Annotated in this window: 4 protein-coding genes; all 4 read left to right on the forward strand. The window is 73.1% G+C overall.

Features of this window, described 5'->3' with window-relative positions; translation table 11 throughout:
• Nucleotides 1–28 precede the first annotated feature (28 nt).
• Genes HQN78_RS00765 through HQN78_RS00780 form a run of 4 tightly spaced genes read left to right on the forward strand, consistent with a single transcriptional unit; the run spans nucleotide 29 to nucleotide 19,765 of the window.
• On the forward strand, nucleotides 29–2,383 hold the full coding sequence (locus HQN78_RS00765; RefSeq protein ID WP_235087324.1) for an amino acid adenylation domain-containing protein: 2,355 nt from the start codon (nucleotides 29–31) through the stop codon (nucleotides 2,381–2,383).
• Entirely contained in the window at nucleotides 2,383–7,050 is a 4,668-nt protein-coding gene (locus HQN78_RS00770; protein ID WP_235087328.1) for an SDR family NAD(P)-dependent oxidoreductase, read from the forward strand. The genes HQN78_RS00765 and HQN78_RS00770 overlap by 1 nt, the downstream gene beginning before the upstream one ends.
• On the forward strand, nucleotides 7,047–10,601 hold the full coding sequence (locus tag HQN78_RS00775; RefSeq protein WP_235087331.1) for an SDR family NAD(P)-dependent oxidoreductase: 3,555 nt from the start codon (nucleotides 7,047–7,049) through the stop codon (nucleotides 10,599–10,601). The genes HQN78_RS00770 and HQN78_RS00775 overlap by 4 nt, the downstream gene beginning before the upstream one ends.
• Nucleotides 10,602–10,615: 14 nt before the next feature.
• Entirely contained in the window at nucleotides 10,616–19,765 is a 9,150-nt protein-coding gene (locus HQN78_RS00780; RefSeq protein WP_235087334.1) for a non-ribosomal peptide synthetase, read from the forward strand.
• Nucleotides 19,766–19,804 lie beyond the last annotated feature (39 nt).

Raw genomic sequence — 19,804 nt, forward strand, 5'->3', positions numbered from 1 at the left:
GACGGCGGCGCACGCCTTCACGCTCAACGTGACTTGCAACACGCGGGCGGAGCAGGCGGGGCTGGCGATAGGCGATTACACCAGCAACACCTTGCTGTCGCTGAGCGAGCATCACCCCTCGTTCGCCGCCTTCGCCCAAGCGGTGCAGCGGCAAGTGTGGGCCGATCTGGACGCGCCCTGGTGCTCCGGCGTGTCTATCCTGCGCGAGCTGAGCCGGCGCAACGGCGCGCCCGTGCTGATGCCGGTGGTGCTGACCAGCCTGCTGTCCGGCGACCCGGCGGACGATCTGGCCCTGCTGGACGGCGTCGGCCGCGTGGTCGACATGGCCAATCCCACGCCCCAGGTGTCGCTGCACGCCATCCTGGGCCGGCGCGGCGACAGGTTGGTGCTGATGTGGGAGTCCGTCGCGCAGCTGTTCCCCGACGGCATGGTGGACGCGATGTTCGAGGTCTTCCTCGGCGCGCTGGAAACGATGGCGACGGACGCCGCGGCCGTGGAGCGGCCGACGCTGGCCCGGCTCGCGCCGCAGCAGGCAGCGCGGCGCGCGGCGGTCAACGCCACCGCGGCGGAGCGCGCGCCGCGCCGGCTGGAAACCCCCATCGTCCGGCAGGCGCGGATCGCGCCGGAGGCGGTGGCGGTCAGGCAGGGCGAGACGACGCTGAGCTACGGCGCGCTGCTGCGCGAGGCGGAAGACATCGCCGGCGCGCTGCGGCAAAGCGGCGTGGAGCGCGGCGAGGTGGTGGCGGCCATCGTCGCGCCGGGGCCGCGCGCGGTGGCGGCGCTGCTGGGCATTGTGATGGCGGGCGCGGTCTATCTGCCGATAGAGCCGTCTTGGCCGGCCGCGCGCATAGAAGAACTGCTCGGCGAGGCCGGCGCCCGTCTCGCGCTGCTGAGCGCGGCAGGCCCGGCGCTGCCGGTGCCCGCGCTGCGTCTGGACCAGCCGCTGCCGCGCGGCGACGCGGGTCCGGCCGCGGACCTCGAGGCCGGCGACGCGGCCTATGTGATCTTCACCTCAGGTTCCACCGGGCGGCCGAAGGGCGTGCTGATCGCGCACGAGGCCGCGGCGAACACCATAGACGACATCAACCAACGCTTCGCGGTCGGCCCGGCCGATCGCGCGCTGTGCGTGTCCTCGCTGGCCTTTGATTTGTCGGTCTACGACATCTTCGGCCTGCTCGCGGTCGGCGGCGAGGTGGTGTTCCCGGCCCGCTCGCGCGATCCGGACGCGATGGCCCAGGCGCTCAGCGACGGCGGGGTCACCATCTGGAATTCCGTGCCGGCGGTGCTGGAACTGATGCTGGAAGTGTCCGCGCCGCGTTCGCCGCATCTGCGCCTGGCGCTGATGAGCGGCGACTGGATCGCGCCCGGCCTGGCCGGGCGGCTGCGCGACGCGTTTCCGGCGCTGCGGCCGATCAGCCTGGGCGGGGCGACCGAGGTGTCGATCTGGTCGGTGGTGCATCCGATCGCGCCCGAGGACGCCGTGCTGGCGTCGATTCCCTACGGCCGGCCGCTGTCCAACCAGCAATGCTTCGTGCGCGCGCCCGACGGCCGGGAGCGGCCGGACGGCGTGGTGGGCGAATTGCTGCTGGGCGGCCGCGGCCTCGCGCTCGCCTATCTGGGCAACGAGGCGGAAACCGAGCGCCGCTTCTTCATCGACGCCGAGGGCCGGCGACTCTACCGCACCGGCGATCTCGCGCGCTGGCAGCCGGACGGCGAGCTTGAACTGCTGGGACGGATGGACGGGCAGGTCAAGGTGCAGGGCTATCGGATCGAGCTGGGCGAGATCGAGGCGGCCGCGATGCGCGCCGGCTGCCTGGCGCGCGCCGTGGCCTCGGTGGCCCGGCGCAAGGACGCGACGGTGATCCAGCTGCACGTGGTGGCGCTGCCGGATCATCAAGGCGACGTGGTCGCGGCCGTGCGCACCCAACTGGTGCTGCATCTGCCCGCCTATATGCAGCCGCATCACGTGATGGTGCTGGACGCCTTGCCGCTGACGGCGAACGGCAAGGTGGACCGCGCGCGTCTCGCCGAGCTGGCGGCCCCGGCTCCCGCGCCGGCGACGCCGGCCGCGGCGGCGCGGCGCGACGCTTCGCTGGAGGCCACGATGCTGGCCGCCTTCGCCGAGGTGGTCGGCGTCGAGATAGACCCGCGGCAGGGCTTCTTCGACGCGGGCGCCACCTCGATGCACATCGTGAGGCTGCGCGCGCTGCTGGCGTCGCGCGGCGTCGCGGTGCCCCCGCTGGTCGATTTCTTTTCGCTGGCCACGATACGGGCGCTCGCCGAGCGCGCCGATACGGGCGAGGCGGACCTTTCCCCAATGATGGACGTCGACGGCGCGCGCGCCTATCGACAGCGCGTACGCGCACGCAAGGAGGCTTTGTAATGACTGATGCAACACCCGTAGACGCCGTAGCGATCATCGGCGCGAGCTGCCGCCTGCCCGGCGTCAGCACCCTGGAACAGTTCTGGTCGATGATAGCCGACGGCCGGGTCGCGATCGAACGCTTCGGCGCGGACGCGGCGCGCCGCGAGGGCGTGCCGGAAACGGTGCTGGCCCAGCCCGGCTTCGTCGGCGCCGGCGGTCCGCTGGACGGCGTCGATCAATTCGACGCGGCCTATTTCGGCATTCCGCCGTCGCAGGCGGCGGCGATGGACCCGCAGCAGCGGATTTTCCTTGAATGCGTGCACGAGGCGCTGGAGCGCGCCGGTCACGGCGCGGCGCGCGGCGCGCGCGTCGGCGTCTGGGCCGGCTCGGCCAGCGTCGATTATCTCGTCGACCACGTGCGCGACCGGCTGGACCGCGCGTCGCCCAACCGCTATCTGCAGCAATGGGTGGGCGTGGACAAGGACTATCTGGCCACCCAGGTCGCCTACCGGCTCGATTTCGGCGGCCCGGCCATCAGCTTGCAGACCGCGTGCTCGACTTCCCTCGTCGCCGTGGTTCAGGCGATGCAGGGACTGCTGAGCTTCCAGTGCGACTTCGCGGTGGCGGGCGGCGTCAGCGTCGCCTTGCCGCAGCGGCAGGGCCATGTGTACGAGGAGGGCAGCATTCTGTCCGCGGACGGCGCCTGCCGTCCGTTCACCACAGACAGCAGCGGCACCGTCTTCGGCAACGGCGCGGGCGTGGTGGTGCTGCGCCGCCTGGAGGACGCGCTGGCCGACGGCGACCCCATCATGGCGGTGATTCGCGGCGGCGCGGTCAACAACGACGGCGCGGCCAAGGTGGGCTTCACCGCGCCCGGCGGGCGCGGGCAGCAGGACGTGATCCGCCAGGCGCTGGCGCTCAGCGAGGTGGACGGCGCGTCGATAGGCTATGTGGAGACGCACGGCACCGGCACGGCGATCGGCGACGAGGTGGAACTGGCGGCGCTGGGCGCGGCCCTGGGCCAGCGTTCCGCCGCCGACGCGCGCTGCGCGTTGGGCACCTTGAAGGCGAACGTCGGCCATCTGAACGCGGCGGCGGGCGCTTGCGGGCTGATCAAGGCCGCGCTGGCGGTGGAGCATGGGCGGATTCCGGCCGCCGTCGGCGCGGAACGCGCGATAGACGCGCTGCGCGGCGACGCCGGCTTCTACCTGCCGACGGAAACCGCGCCTTGGGACGCGCCGCAGCGGCGCGCCGGGGTCAGCTCCTTCGGCATCGGCGGCACCAATGCCCACGTGATCATAGAAGCGGCGCCGCCGCGCGCGCCGCGCGCGCCGGACGTCGCGCCGCTCTTGCTGTTGTCGGCGCGCGGCGAGGCCTTGCCCGCGCTGTGCGCGGACTACGCGGACTTTCTCGACGGCCATCCCGAGCTGAGGATAGAAGACGTTTGCCTGACGGCGGCGCTGGGGCGGCGGCATTGGGAGCAGCGCGCGGCGTTCCGCGCCGAATCCCGCGAGGCCTTGATCGCCGCGCTGCGCGCCTTCGCTGCCGGCGAGCCGAGTGCGGAGACGATCGCGGCGGAAGTTCCGGCGCGCGCGCCGGAACTGAGCTTCGCCTTCGGCGGCGCCGAGGATCTGGACGCGGTATTGGCCCGCGTGCAGCTGTGGCAGGCGAGCGGCGTCGTGCCGGCCAGCGTGTGCGCGACGGGGAGCGGCGTGTTCGCCGCGGCCTTCGCGGCGGGCGCGCTGAGTCTTGAGGATGCGCGGCAGCGCCGCGCGGAGCGCGCCGTCGCGCCGTCCTTGTTGTGGATCAGCGCGGTCTCGGGCCTGCCGCTGGACAGCGCGGAGGCGGTGCGCGAGGAACTGGCCCGCGCGGGCACGGCGCCAGGCGCGGCGGACGCCGCCGAGGCGCTGGAAGCGGCCGGCGCGGAATGGGTGCTGGACTTCGGCGACACGGCGCTGGGCGCGGGCGCTGCCGGCATGGTCTCGCTCGATCCGGCCTCGCCGGACGCGCTGGCGCGGCTGTGGACCGCGGGCCTGACGCTGGAGCTGTCCCAGCATTACCGCGACGGCAACCGGGTGGCGCTGCCGACCTATCCCTTCCAGCGCCAGCGTCACTGGATAGACCGCGCGCCGCGTTTCCTGGCGGCGGGCGCGACGCCCTTCCTTGGACGGCGCACCGACGCGCCGGCCTTGGGCGCGACCTTCTTCGACGCCGAATGGAGCGTGGCCGTCTTGCCCTTCCTGCAGGATCACGTGATTTACGACAAGGTGGTGGTGTCCGGCGCGGCGCTCGCGGTGATGATGGCCGACGGCGCGCGCGCGCTCACCGGCTCGGACGGCTGCGTGCTGAGCGATCTGCGCTTCCCGGCCGCGCTGGTGATTCCGTCGGGCGCGGCGCGCAAGGTCCAGCTGCAATTGGTGCGCGACGGCGACGGTTTCGAAGCCACGGTGTTGACGCTGGAGTCCGCCGACGTCCACGCGACGGCCAGGGTGGACGCCGGCGAGGCGCCGGGCGCCGCGCCGTCGGAGCCGGTGCGCGGAGAAGCGATCTCCACCGAGCTGATGGATAGCTGGCTGCGCGCGCGCAGCGTGGTGATGGGACCGACCTTCCGGCGTCTGTCGGACATCGTGGTCGGGGACGGCGACGCGTCTTGCGATATGCGGGACGACGCCGACGACGCCGGCTGGTTGCTGCACCCCGGGGTGCTGGATTCGGTGCTGCAACTGGTGGCCGCCGCCGCGCGGCCCGAGGGCAGCAAGGCTTTTGTGCCGACGCGCATCGCGCGGCTGGCGCTGCACGGGCGGACCGGCGCCGGGATGCGCTGTCACGCGTCGGCCGAGCGGGGGCAGGCCAGCCTGTTCGACGCCGGCAAGGTGCTGCTCGAAATGACCGGCCTGGAGTCGCGCGAGGTGACCCGCAATGAATTGCTGCGCGTCGAACCGCTGCGCGAGGGCTATGCGGTGGAATGGCGCGACGCGGCGGGCGGCGAGGCCGCCGAGTTGCCGGCGACCATCGCCATCCTGAGCGGAGCGGGGGATACGGCGGCCGGGCTGGCGGCGATGCTGCGCGACGAAGGCAAGGAGGCCGTCGTGGTGGCGGCGGTGAACGATATTCCCTTCGACAAGGCGGGCCTGATCGTCGATTGCCGCGGGCTGGAGGCGCGCGGCGACGCGCCGGCGCCGGCGGTTTACGCCGGGGCGCTGGAACTGTTCGCCACGGCTGCGCGACGCGAGCGGCCTTGCCGCATCGCCTTGGCGCTGGCGCCGGACGAGCCGGCCTCGGCGCCGCTGCAGGCGTTGTCGCGCGCGGTGGCGATGGAAACGCCGCATCTGCAGACGCTGGCGCTGCACGCGGGCGACGCGCGGGCGATCCGCCGCGGCCTGGATTACTTCGAGCGCGAGACCGAAGTCGCGGTCAAGGGCGAGGCGGTCGCCGCGCCGCGCTTCGACGAGCGCGCGCTGCCGCTCAGAGCGGACCTCGCGCTCTCGGCGGACGCCACGTGGCTGATCACGGGCGGGCTGGGCGAACTCGGCCTGCGCGTCGCGAGCTGGCTGGCCGCGCTGGGCGCGCGCGCCTTGGTGCTGACCGGCCGCCGGCCGGCCGACGCCGCGGCCGAGGCGGCGCTGGCCGCGCTGCGCCGCGACGGCGTGGAGGTGAAGGTGTGGCAGGCCGACGTGGCGGCGGAGGCGGACGTCGACGCGCTGCTGGCCGAGATCGACGCGACCATGCCGCCGCTGCGCGGCGTCTGCCATCTGGCGGGCGTGGTGGAGGACTGCCTGGTCGGCGACGTCACGCCGGCCTCGCTGGCCGCCACCCTGGCCGGCAAGGCCCGCGGCGCCTGGCTGCTGCATGAGCGCACCCAGGCTTACCCGCTGGAACACTTCGTGCTGTTTTCCTCCGCCGCCGCCGCCTTCGGCGCGCCGGGGCAATCGACCTACGCGATGGCCAACGCCTACCTCGACGCGCTGGCCGCGCGCCGCCGCGCGCAAGGCTTGCCCGCGCTGTCCATCGCCTGGGGGCCGTGGCAGGACGTGGGCATGCTGGCCCGCTCCAGCGCCAACGCCAAGCGGCGGCTCGCGCAGCTGGGCATCGGCCAGATCGAGGCCGAATGCGGCCGCGCCACTTTCGAGATCGCGCTGGGGGCGGACCTGCCGGCCCACCTCGTGCTGCTGCCCATCGATTGGGGGCGCTTGATCGAGCAATGGCCGCCGCATGTGCCGGCCAGCCGCTTCGCCGGCATCGCCACCGCCCAGCCGGGCGCGGGTTCCACCTCCTCGGTCAGCGAGCTGCTGGCGCTGCCGGCGGAGGAAAGACGACATCGTCTGTTCCAATTGCTGGCCGAGGACGCCGCGCTGGTGACCGGCACGCCGCTGGCCTCGCTGGACCCCGAGCGCTCGCTGTTCGACTACGACCTGGACTCCTTGCTGATCACCGATCTGCGCGTGCTGCTGGAAAAGCGTTTCGGCCGCGCGATACCGACCACGGTGATTTTCTCGAATCCGACCATAGCCGCCTTGGCGGACCATCTGGCGCGGACGGTGTTCGGCATGGCCGAGGCGGAGGCGACGCCCGCCGCGCCCGCCGCCGAGCCCGACGCGCCGGCGGACGTCGCGATGTCGCAGGAGGAGATCGTGGAAATGCTGTCCGCGAAACTGAAGGAATTGAATAGAAAGGACGCGCGATGAGCCAGATCGACACGACCGCGCTGATGCGGAACGCGCTGCGCGAGATCGAACGCCTGCAGCGCGAACTGGACGGCGCAGAACAGCGCCGGCACGCGCCCATCGCCGTGGTCGGCATGGGCTGCCGTTTCGCCGGCGTCGACTCGCCGGAGGCGCTGTGGCAGCGGCTGCTCGACGGCGCGGACGGCGTGAGCGAGGTGCCGGCCGAGCGTTGGGACGTCGAGCGCTACTTCGACGCCGACCCGGACGCGAGCGGCCGCATCTACTGCCGCACCGGCAGCTTTTTGGACGACATCGCCTCCTTCGACGCCGGCTTCTTCGGCATTTCGGCGCGCGAGGCGGCGATGCTGGATCCGCAGCAGCGCATGCTGCTCGAGGTGGCTTGGGAGGCGGTGGAGCGCGCCGGCATGACGGCGGCGGAACTGAAGGGCTCGGCCACCGGGGTGTTCGCCGGCGTCATGCATCAGGACTACGCGCACCGTTTCCGCCGGGCGGAGGAGGTCGACCTCTACACCGCCTCGGGCAACGCGCCCAGCGTGCTGGCGGGCCGCGTGTCGCACGCGCTCGGTCTGCACGGGCCGACGCTGACGATAGACACCGCGTGCTCGTCGTCGCTGGTCGCCGTGCACCTGGCGTGCAACGCGCTGCGCGCCGGCGAGTGCGACATCGCCATCGTCGGCGGCGTCAATGTGGTGCTGTCGCCGTTGTCCACCGCCGCCGAATGCCGGGCGCACATGCTGTCGCCCAGCGGCCGCTGCCGCTCCTTCGACGACGGCGCGGACGGCTTCGTGCGCGGCGAGGGCTGCGGCGTGGTGGTGCTGCAGCGGCTCGCCGACGCCGAGGCCGCCGGGCGGACCATAGACGCGCTGATCGCCGGCTCGGCCGTCAATCACGACGGCCGCAGCGCGGGCCTGACGGTGCCTAACGAGCACGCGCAGCGCGAGCTGGTGCGGGCGGCCTTGCGCGCCGCGCGCATCGACGCGTCGCAGGTGAATTATATCGAGGCGCACGGCACCGGCACCGCGCTGGGCGATCCGATAGAGGCGGCGGCGCTGGCCTCCGTGTTCGCCGGCCGCGGCCGCGAGGAGCGCGTGCTGCTGGGCTCGATCAAGAGCAATTTCGGCCATCTGGAAGGCGCGGCGGGGATTGCCGGGCTGATCAAGGCGGCGCTGACGGTGCGCCATGGCGTGGTGCCCGCCACCCTGCATGTGCGCACGCCCAACCGCGGCATCGACTGGGACACGCTGCCGCTGCGCCTCGCGCTCGGCGCGGAACGCATAGACGCCGGCGGCGCGCCCTGCGTCGCCGGGGTCAGCTCCTTCGGCTTCAGCGGCACCAATGCGCACGCGGTGCTGCTCGCGCCGCCGCGCGCGGCCGCCGGCGAAACGGCGGCCGGCGCGGACGAAGGCGCGCAATTGCTGGTCGTTTCCGCGAAATCCGACGCCTCGCTGCGCGGCAACGCGGCGCGGCTGGCCGCCCATCTGGCCGGGCTCGACGCCGCGGCGTGGGCGGCCGCCTGCCACGCTTCGCGGGCGGCGCGCTCGCATTTCCCGCATCGGCTCGCGCTGACGGCCGTCAGCGCGGAAGGGATGGCGCGCGAGCTGAGCCGCTTCGCGCGCGGCGAGGACGCCGCCGTTCACAGCGGCGTGTGCGGCGGGATGCCGCCCAGCCGCGACGCGTCGCCGGAGACGGCGGACGCGGGACGCGAACCGGCCGAGCGGCTGGACGCTTTGGCGCGGCGCTATGTGGCCGGCCTGCCGGTCGACTGGCCGGCGCCGGCCGGCGCCGGGCGCCGCGTCGCGCGGCTGCCGAGCTACGCATTTGACCGCCAGCCTTACTGGGTGGACGAAGGGCGGGCGCAGGCGGAGTCGCCGCTGTACCGCATCGCCTGGCAGCCGCTGCCGGCCCCGGCCGGCGCGCGCCGCTCGGGCGAGCGCATCGTCGCCGGCGATCCGGCCTTGTGCGCGGAAGTGGCGCGCGCGCTGGAAGCCGCCGGCGAGCGCTGCGCGATTGCGCCCGCCGAGATCGACGCCATCCGCCGCGCGGGCGACGCCGGCCTGGTGCTCGCCTTCGACCGCGCGGCCGGAGACGAAGACGCGCTGGCGGCCGTCGCGCGCCGCGGCGCCTTGCTGAGCGCGCTGGCGCGAGAGCGCGCCGCGACGCCGTCGGCGGCGGCGATCACGGTTGTCACGCGCGGCGGGGCGGCCACCGGGCCGGCGGAGGAGGTCGATCCCGTCCTCGCCGCCTTGAGCGCGGCGGTGCGCGTCGCGCGGCGGGAGCAGGGCCGGAGCTGGCGCGGCACGATAGATATCGACGGTTCGCCGGCGTCCTTCGACGCGCTGGCGGCCTTGCTCGGCGATGAAGCCGCCGAGGAACAATTGGCGGTGCGCGGCGCCACCGTGCTGGCGCCGCGGCTGCGGCGCGCCGGCGCCGGCGCGGCCGGCGCGCTCCCCGCGCTGGACGGCGACGCCGTCTATGTGGTGACCGGCGGCACCGGCGCCTTGGGCCTCGCCACCGCGCGCTGGCTGGCCGGGCGCGGCGCGCGCCATCTGCTGTTGATCAGCCGCGGCGGCGAAGCCGGCGCGGCGGCGCAGGCCGCTTGCGCCCGTCTGCGCGGCGATGGCGTCGAGGTCCGCGTGGCGGCCGCCGACGTCGCCGACGAAGCCGCCTTGCGCGGGGCGCTCGCCGCGGCCGGCCGGCCGATACGCGGCGTCGCGCACTGCGCGGGCATTGTGCGCGACGCGACGCTGGACGCGCTGGACGCCGCGGCCTTCGCCGAGACCCTGCGCGCCAAGGTGGGCGGCGCGGTCTTGCTGGACCGGCTGACCGAGGCCGAGCCGCTGGACTTCTTCCTGTTGTATTCGTCCATCTCCGCGGCGGTCGGCCGTCACGGCCAGGCCGCCTACGCCGCCGCCAACGGTTATCTCGACGCGCTGGCGCAGCGGCGGCGCTTGCGCGCGCGGCCGGCGCTGTCCATAGGCTGGGGATCGTGGGCGGCCGGCATGGGCGCGGCCGACGCGAAGACGGCGGAACGGATTCGCGCCGGCGGCCTGAACCCGCTGAGCGAGGGCGAGGCCTTCGCCGCGCTGGAACGGGCGTTCACCGGCGAGCCGCATCTGGTGGTGGCCGCGATCGATCTTGCGCGGATCGCGGCGCAGCCCGATCTGCCGCCGCTGATCGAAGGCCTGGTCGGCCGCGCGCCGGCGGCGAATGCGCGGACCCTGTCTTTCGACCAACTGCGCGGCCGTCCCGCCGGCGAGCGCCGCGCGCGGGTCGCCGACTATCTGGACGCGGAATTGCGCGCGGTGCTGTCCAGCCCGGCCGCCTTGCCGCGTCAGACTTCGCTGCTGGATCTGGGCGTGGACTCGCTGACCGGTGCGGAACTGCGCAACGCGCTTGAGCGCGCGCTGGGGGTGTCCGTCGCGATCTCGCACCTGATCGACGGCTCCTCGCTGGACGAACTGATCGACCAGGTGATGGCGCAACTGGAGCGCAAGCTGGTGACGGAACAACATTCGGCCGCGGGCGCCGACACGGAGGAAATCACGCTATGACCATGGCACGGCTCATGACCGATCTTGCCGACGCGGGCGTCACGCTGCATCGTCGCGGCGACCAGCTTCAGGTACAGGCGCCGCAGGGCGCGCTCGACGCCGCGCTGGTCGCGCGGCTGCGCGAGGCCAAGGAGGCGCTGCTGAGCGTGCTCGACGACGAAGGCGCGCGCGCCGCGCCGCTGGCGCCGGCGCTGCCGGGCGAGGCCGGCGACGCGGCGGCGCTGTCGCCGGGGCAGGCCCGTCTGGTCGCGGCGACGCGGCTGGGCGATCCGGCGATGTACAACGAACAGGTGGCGATCGAACTCGCGGACGCCGTCGATGAGGAGGCCGTCGCCCGCGCCTTCGCGGCGCTCGCGCGCCGGCACGACATCCTGCGCACCGTCTTCAGCGACGGCGAGCCGGAACTGCAGCGGGTGCTGCCCGAGCCGCTCGTCGCCTTGCAAGCGTGGGCGGTGGACGGCGACGACGCCTTGCGCGCGCGCGCCGCGGAACTGGCGCGACAGCCCTTCGCCGCCGGCGCGCCGATGTGGCGCGTCGATCTGTTCTCGACGCCCGAGCGCGCCGCGGTGCTGGTGCTGACTATCCATCACGCCATCTTCGACCGCTGGTCGATGAGCGTGCTGATCCGCGATTTCAGCGCCTATCTCGCGTCGCCGGACGCGGCCGAGCCCTCGGCGCCCCGCCTCAGTTATCGAGACTATGCCGCCTGGCAGCGCCGCTGGATGGCGTCGCCGGACTACGCCGCGCAACTGGACGCCTGGACGGAGGCGCTGGCGGAGGTGGACGAGGTGCCGGCGATACGCGGCGACCGCGCGCGTCCGCCGGCGCTGAGCGGGCGCGGCGGCACCGAGCGCTTCGAGATTCCGGCCGCGTGCATGGATGCGGCGGCGGCGTTCTCCCGCGGCCATAACACCACGCTGTTCACCACCTTGTTCAGCGCCTTCGCGCTGCTGCAGCATCGTTACACCGGCGAAGCGCGCGGGCTGACGCTGACGCCGGCGGCCAACCGGCCTTTCCAGGCGGCGGAGGACATCGCCGGCTACTTCGTCAACCTGGTGGCGCTGGCCACCGAGGTGGGCGAGGGCGACAGCTTCGGCGCGCTGGTGGACCGGGTCCGCGACGCGAGCGCGCAGGCCTTCGCGCGCCAGGGCGTGCCGCTGGACGCCATCGTGGAGCGGCTGCGCGCGCGCGGCGGCCCCCGGCACGAGCAGCTGGCGCAGACCGTGTTCGCCTTCCAGAACGTCCGCCTGCCGGCGGTGCGCACCGCGAGCGGCGCGGCCGTGCCCTTCGATCTGGACAGCCCGTTCGCGCGCTTCGATCTTTATCTGTCGATCGAGGGAGACGAGCGCGGCACTTTCGCGGTGTGGCAGTACAACACCGATCTGTACGACGCGGCCACCATCCGCCAGCTGGGCGAACATTATCTGGCGCTGCTGCGCGCGGCGCTGGCCGCGCCGGACGCGGACGCGCGCGGCTTGCCCATCCTGTCCGAGGCCGAAGAAGCGCGCCTGCGCGGATGGGGGCGGCATGAGCGGCCGTATCGGGCGGACGCCGCGATCGACGCGTTGTTCCGCGAATGCGCGGCCGCCCATCCCGGACGCGTCGCGCTGGAACAGGGCGGCGAGCGCTGGACTTACGCGGAGCTCGATCAGTGGTCGGACCGCGCGGCCGGCGCGCTGCGCGCGGCCGGCGTCGAGGCGGGCGCGGTGGTGGGCGTGGCGGGCGAGCGCTCGCCGCGGCTGCTGGCCGCCTTCCTCGCGGCGCTGAAGGCGGGCGCCGCCTATCTGCCGCTGGATCCGACTTATCCGGCCGCGCGCTTGAGCGCGATGACGGCCGACGCCGCGCCGGCCTTGATGATCGTCGCCGACGGTCTGGACGCCGGCTGGCTCGGCGATTACGCCGGACCGGTGCTGAGCCTGGCCGACTGCGAGGCCGGCGACGCGCGGCCCGTGTCGTCCGCGGCGCGGCGCGCGGAGGACCTGGCTTATGTGATGTACACCTCGGGCTCCACCGGGCGGCCCAAGGGCGTGGCGGTGCCGCATCGCGCGGTGGTCCGGCTCGCCGTCGGCGGCGGCTACGCGCGCTTGGACGCGTCGACGGTGATGCTGCAGCAATCGCCGCTGGGCTTTGACGCCTCGACCTTCGAAATCTGGGGCTGCTGGCTGAACGGCGGGCGGCTGGTGCTGGCCGAGCCCGGCATGCCCTTCCTGGACGCGGCGTCGCGCGACGGCGTCACCACGATGTGGCTGACCGCCGACCTGTTCCGCATGGTGGTGGAAGAGGAGCCGGCCGCGCTCGGCGGCCTGCGCGAACTGCTGACCGGCGGCGACGCGCTGCCGGTGGCGAGCTGCCGCGCCTTTCTCGAGGCCTGCCCGGGCGTCGCGCTGATCAACGGCTACGGCCCGACGGAAAACACCACCTTCACCTGCAGCCATCGGGTGACGGCCGGCGACGTGAAACGCGGTTCGATTCCGATTGGGCGGCCGATAGGCAATACCGAGGTGCGCGTGGTCGACGCCGGCGGCCGGCTGGTGCCGGTCGGCGTGCCCGGCGAATTGTGGGCGGGTGGCGACGGGCTCGCGCTCGGCTATCTGGGCCGCGCCGACTTGACGGCGGAACGCTTCGTCGCGGCGCCGCCGCCGGACGGCGGGCGCTGGTATCGCACCGGCGACCGCGTGCGCTGGCGGCGCGACGGGGCGCTGGAGTTCCTCGGCCGAGTGGATGAGCAGATCAAGCTGCGCGGCTACCGGATCGAGCTGGGCGAGATCGAGGCGACGCTGGGCCATCACCCCGGCTTGAGCGGCTGCGCCGTCGCGCTGCGGCGCAGCGCCGCGGACGAGAAGCAATTGGTCGGCTATCTGGTGGCGCGGCAAGATTCGGCCGAAGCCGCGGACGCGGCGGCGGTGCAGGCATGGCTGGAGACGCGGCTGCCGGGCTATATGGTGCCGCGCGCCTGGGTGTGGCTGGACGCCTTGCCGCAGTCCGCCAACGGCAAGGTGGACCGCAAGCGCCTGCCGGAGCCGCAGATCGAGGCGGGCGCGGCGGCGGCGGAGAACGCGGCCGAGGCGGCGCTGGTGGAGATCTGGCAAGGCTTGCTGGGGCTGGAACGCGTGGGGGTGAGGGACAACTTCTTCGCGCTGGGCGGCGACTCCATCCTGAGCATACAGATGGCGTCGCGGGCGGCGGAGCGGGGTTTGCGCATCAGCCCGCAGCAGGTGTTCCGCTATCCGACCATTGCCGAGCTGGCGGCGGAAAGCGGCGCGGCGGAAGAAGCCGGCGCGCCGGCGGAGCAGGGCGAGGTGAGGGGCGAAGTGAGGCCCGGCCCGATCCAGGCCTGGTATCTGGATTGGCCGGGCACGGATTGGCAACAGTTCAGCCAGGGAGCTTATCTGGGCCTGAGCGGCCCGCTCGACGCCGAAGCGCTGATCGGCGCGCTGCAGGCGGTGGCGCAGCGGCACGACGCGCTGCGGATAGGCTGGCGGCGGGACGGCGAGCGCTGGATTCAGGAAAGCGGCGCCGGCGCGCCGGCGGAAGTGAAGATAGTGGACCTGCGCGGCCTGGCCGACGCCGAGGCCGCGCTGGAGCGCGACGCGGCCGAACTGCAGGCCGGTCTGCGCCTGGACGGCGCCGGCCTGTGGGCGGCGCGGCTATATCGGCTGGAGCAAGGCTGGCGTCTGCTGTGGCTGGCGCATCACGCCTCGGTGGACGGGGTGTCGTGGCGGATTCTGCTGGCAGACCTGTGGCGGGCCTACGCGGCGCTGAGCCGGGGCGAGGCGATGTCGTGGCCGGCCAAGACGGTGTCGTACCAGGCGTGGTCGCAGCGGCTGTGGGCCTGGGCGGACAGCTTGCCGGAATCGACGCTGGACTACTGGCGGGAGATGGACGCGCCGGGGATGACCCTGCCCGGCGTCGGCGCGGGCGAGGACACGGTGGCGGCGGAATCGCGGGTGTCGCTGCAATGGGACGCGGCGACGACCGAACGCTGGCTGCGGCAGGCGGGCGAGGCCTATCGGATGCGTCCGGAGGAATTGCTGCTGGCCGCGCTGGCGCGGGCCTTGCGCCAATGGACGGGCGCGGAGGAATGCGTGCTGGACCTGGAAGGCCACGGCCGCGACGGACTGGCGGGCGTGGACGTGTCGCGCACCGTGGGCTGGTTCACCAGCTTGTATCCGCTGCGGCTGCCGCTGAGCGGCGACTTGCCGCGGGACCTGAAGTCGGTGAAGGAGCGGATGCGCTGCGTGCCGGACAGCGGCATCGCCTACCAGGCGCTGCGTTACGGCGGCCGTGGATCGGAGCTGGGCGGCCATGCGCGCACGGTGTGCTTCAACTACCTGGGCCAATGGCGGCTGGAAGAAGGCGGCGCGCCGGAGGCGGCTTGGCTGGGCGAGCCGCCGGGCGGCGCGCGCTCGGGCGGGATGAGGCGGCGCTACGCGCTGGACGTGGTGGCGCAGGTGCATGAAGGACGGCTGCGGGTGGACTGGTTGTACAACGCGGCGCTGCAAGCGGCGGACGCGATGACGGCGCTGGCGGAGCGCTTCCGCGCCGAGCTGGACGCGGTGCTGGCGCATTGCCTGTCGCCGCAGTCGGGCGGCCTGACGCCGTCGGACCTGCCGCTTGCCCAACTGGAGCAGAGCGATATCGACGCGATCGAGCGCGAGCATCCCGGGCTGGAGGCCTTGTACGGCGTGACGCCGTTGCAGCAGGGTATTCTGTTTCACTCCATCGCGGACGAGGACGCGCCGCTCTATATAGAACAACTGCACTGGAAAATGAGCGGCGTCTTCGACGCGGAACGCTTCCGTCAAGCCTGGTTCGACGTCGCGGCGGCGCACGCCGCGCTGCGCACCACCTTCCGCTGGCGGCAGTTGCAGAGCCCGGTCCAAATCGTCCATCCCCGTCTGGACCCGGACTGGGACACGCTGGATTGGCGCGCGCTGTCCGCCGAGGCCTGCGTCAGCCGCTTCGACGCGCTGCGCGAGCTGGACCGTCAACGCGGCTTCGATCTGGAACGCGGGCCCTTGCTGCGCGGCACCCTGATCCGCGAACCCGGCGACACTTGGCGCTTCCTGTGGAGCTACCACCACGCGGTGGTCGACGGCTGGTCGGTGCCCTTGATCCTGAAGCAGGTGATCGGCCGCTACGCCGAGCTGGGCGCCGGCGACGCGGCCCCGCTGCCGGGCAGCCGTTTTCTGCCCTTCGTCAATTGGCTGGCGGCGCGGGACGAGAGCGAGCAGGCCGCGTACTGGCAACAGGTGCTGGCCGGCATAGAAGAGCCCACGCCGATAGGCTTCGCCGCGCCGGCGCGCGGCGCGCGAGCGCGGGGCCAGGGCCGGCGCGCCTTCGTGTTCGACGCGGGGCTGAACGAGCAGGTCGACCGCGCCGCGCGGCGGGCCGGCGTCACCCGCGCCAGCCTGTTGACCGGCGCCTGGGCGCTGACCCTGGGCTACGCCGGCGGCGGGCGCGAGGTGGTGTTCGGCACCACGCTGTCCGGCCGGCCGGCGACGCTGCCGGGCGTCGAGCGGATGGTGGGGCTGTTCATCAACACGGTGCCGGTGCGCGTCGGCATCGACGACGACGCGCGCGTGTCGCAATGGCTGCAGCAACTGCATGGACAGCAGAGCGAACGGGCCAGACTGGGCGCCGCCTCGCTGACCGACATCCGGCGCTGGGCGGGCTACGAGGGCGGCGAGCTCTTGAGCAGCCTGTTCGTGGTGGAAAACTATCCGGTGGACCGCCAGTTGGCCCGAGGCGACGCCGGTTTCGACGTCAGCGAGTTCGCGGCGGCCGAGACGCGCACCAATTATCCGCTGGTCGGCCAACTGATTCCGGGCGAGGAGACCGTGCTCTATGTCGATTTCGACGCCTCGCGCTACGACGAGGAGGGCATAGGCCGGCTGGGCGCGAGCTTCCTGCATCTGCTGGCCCAGCTCGCCGCGCAGCCGGACGCGCGGCTGGGCGATCTGAGCCTGGTGGACGAGGCGGAGGCGCGCCGGTTGATTCACGACTGGAACGCGACGCCGCCGGTCGGCGACGGCTATCTGCTGCACGCCGGCATAGAGCGGCACGCCGAGCTGACGCCGCTGGCGCCGGCGATCATAGGCGTGGACGAGGCGATGAACTACCGCGAACTGGCCGACGAGACGCTGCGCGTCGCCAGGGCGGTGGCGGCGGCGGGCGCGCGGCGCGAACCGGTGGCGGTGCTGCTGCCGAGGAGCGCGCGCGCGGTCGCCGCCTACTCGGGCGTGATGCGCGCCGGCTGCGCCTATGTGCCGGCCGACCCGGCGATGCCGCCGGGACGCTTGCGCGATCTGCTGGCCACGGTCGGTCATGTGCTGACGACGCGCGAGCATCTGTCGCTGCTGGACGGCGTCGCGGCGCGCGCGATCCTGATCGACGAAACGCCGCCGGCCGAGGTCGCGCTGCCGGAGGCGGCGCCCGACGATCTGGCCTATGTGATGTTCACCTCGGGCTCCACCGGCAAGCCCAAGGGCGTGATGATCAGCCACCGCGCGGCCGCGCTGACGATGGAAGTCTTCCTGCGCCGTTATGAGATCGGCGCGTCCGACCGCTTGATGTGCGTGTCGGCGGCGGGCTTCGACCTGTCGGTATTCGATTTCTTCGGCGCGTTCGCGGCGGGCGCCGCCGTCTTGCTGGCGCCGGAGTCGTCGACGATCGCGCCGGCGGCGTGGCTGGATCTGATGGCGCGCGAGGGGGCGACGGTTTGGGAGTCCGTGCCGGCGGTGATGGAGCTGCTGCTGCTGGAATGCCGGCAGAGCGGGCGTGCGCTGCCGCCCTCGCTGAAGCTGGCGATGTTGAGCGGCGACCGCGTGCCGGTGGGGCTGCCCGCGCAGATCCGCGCGGCGGCGACGTCCGATCCGGAGGTGCTGGCGCTGGGCGGCGCCACCGAGGCGGCCATCTGGTCGTGCTGGTACGACACGCGGGGGCTGGCGCCCGACGCCGCCTTCGTGCCCTACGGCCGCCATCTGCCGGGGCAGCGGCTCTATGTGCTGTCTTCCTCGCTGCAGGCGGTGCCGGTGGGCGTGCCGGGCGATCTGTGGATCGCCGGCGCGGGCGTGGCGCTGGGTTATCTGGGCCAGCCCGATCTCAGCGCCTACCGCTTTGTCGACAATCCCTTTGTGCCGGGCGAACGGATGTACCGGACCGGCGACCGCGCGCGCGTGCTTGCCGACGGCAATCTGGAATTCCTGGGCCGAGTGGACGATCAGGTCAAGATCGGCGGCTTCCGGATCGAGATCGGCGAAATCGAGGCCGCGCTGGCGGCGGCGCCGGGCGTGGAGCGCGGCGTGGCCTCGGTGGTCGAGCGCGACGGGCGGCGGATCATCGCCGGCTATGTGCTGTTGCTGCCGGGCGCGAGCCTGGATACCGCCGCGATTCGCGACGCGCTGGCGCGGCGGCTGCCGCCATACATGCTGCCGGCGTCGATCATGGCGCTGGACAGCGTGCCGCTGAGCGCCAACGGCAAAGTGGACCGCAAGCGTCTGCCGGAGCCGCAGATCGAGGCGGGCGCGGCGGCGGCGGAGAACGCGGCCGAGGCGGCGCTGGTGGAGATCTGGCAAGGCCTGCTGGGGCTGGAGCGCGTGGGGGTGAGGGACAACTTCTTCGCGCTGGGCGGCGATTCCATCCTGAGCATACAGATGGCGTCGCGGGCGGCGGAGCGGGGCTTGCGCATCAGCCCGCAGCAAGTGTTCCGCTATCCGACCATCGCCGAACTGGCGGCGGAAAGCGGCGCGGCGGAAGAAGCCGGCGCGCCGGCGGAGCAGGGCGAGGTGAGGGGCGAAGTGAGGCCCGGCCCGATCCAGGCCTGGTATCTGGATTGGCCGGGCACGGACTGGCAACAGTTCAGCCAGGGAGCTTATCTGGGCCTGAGCGGCCCGCTCGACGCCGAGGCGCTGATTGGCGCGCTGCAGGCGGTGGCGCAGCGGCACGACGCGCTGCGGATAGGCTGGCGGCGGGACGGCGAGCGCTGGATTCAGGAAAGCGGCGCCGGCGCGCCGGCAGAAGTGAAGATAGTGGAGCTGCGCGGCCTGGCCGACGCCGAGGCCGTGCTGGAGCGCGACGCGGCCGAACTGCAGGCCGGTCTGCGCCTGGACGGCGCCGGCCTGTGGGCGGCGCGGCTGTACCGGCTGGAGCAAGGCTGGCGCCTGCTGTGGCTGGCGCATCACGCCTCGGTGGACGGGGTGTCGTGGCGGATTCTGCTGGCAGACCTGTGGCGGGCCTACGCGGCGCTGAGCCGGGGCGAGGCGATGTCGTGGCCGGCCAAGACGGTGTCGTACCAGGCGTGGTCGCAGCGGCTGTGGGCCTGGGCGGACGCCTTGCCGGAATCGACGCTGGACTACTGGCGGGAGATGGACGCGCCGGGGATGACCCTGCCCGGCGTCGGCGCGGGCGAAGACACGGTGGCGGCGGAATCGCGGGTGTCGCTGCAATGGGACGCGGCGACGACGGAACGCTGGCTGCGGCAGGCGGGCGAGGCCTATCGGATGCGTCCGGAGGAATTGCTGCTGGCCGCGCTGGCGCGGGCCTTGCGCCAATGGACGGGCGCGGAGGAATGCGTGCTGGACCTGGAAGGCCACGGCCGCGACGGGCTGGCGGGCGTGGACGTGTCGCGCACCGTGGGCTGGTTCACCAGCTTGTATCCGCTGCGGCTGCCGCTGAGCGGCGACTTGCCGCGGGATCTGAAGTCGGTGAAGGAGCGGATGCGCGGCGTGCCGGACAGCGGCATCGCCTATCAGGCGCTGCGTTACGGCGGCCGTGGATCGGAGCTGGGCGGCCATGCGCGCACGGTGTGCTTCAACTACCTGGGCCAATGGCGGCTGGAAGAAGGCGGCGCGCCGGGCGCGGCTTGGCTGGGCGAGCCGCCGGGCGGCGCGCGCTCGGGCGGGATGAGGCGTCGCTACGCGCTGGACGTGGTGGCGCAGGTGCACGAAGGGCGGCTGCGGGTGGACTGGCTGTACAACGCGGCGCTGCAAGCGGCGGACGCGATGACGGCGCTGGCGGAGCACTTCCGCGCCGAACTGGACGCGGTGTTGGCGCACTGCCTGTCGCCGCAGTCGGGCGGCCTGACGCCGTCGGACCTGCCGCTCGCCCATCTTGACCAGAACGATATCGACGAAGTGTTACAGCTACTGAACGAACAGCCATGAACAAAACATTATCAAACGCCGCGCAGCAAGCCGGCTCGA

The organism is Chromobacterium sp. Beijing (genome assembly GCF_021496765.1).
Lineage (GTDB): Bacteria > Pseudomonadota > Gammaproteobacteria > Burkholderiales > Chromobacteriaceae > Chromobacterium.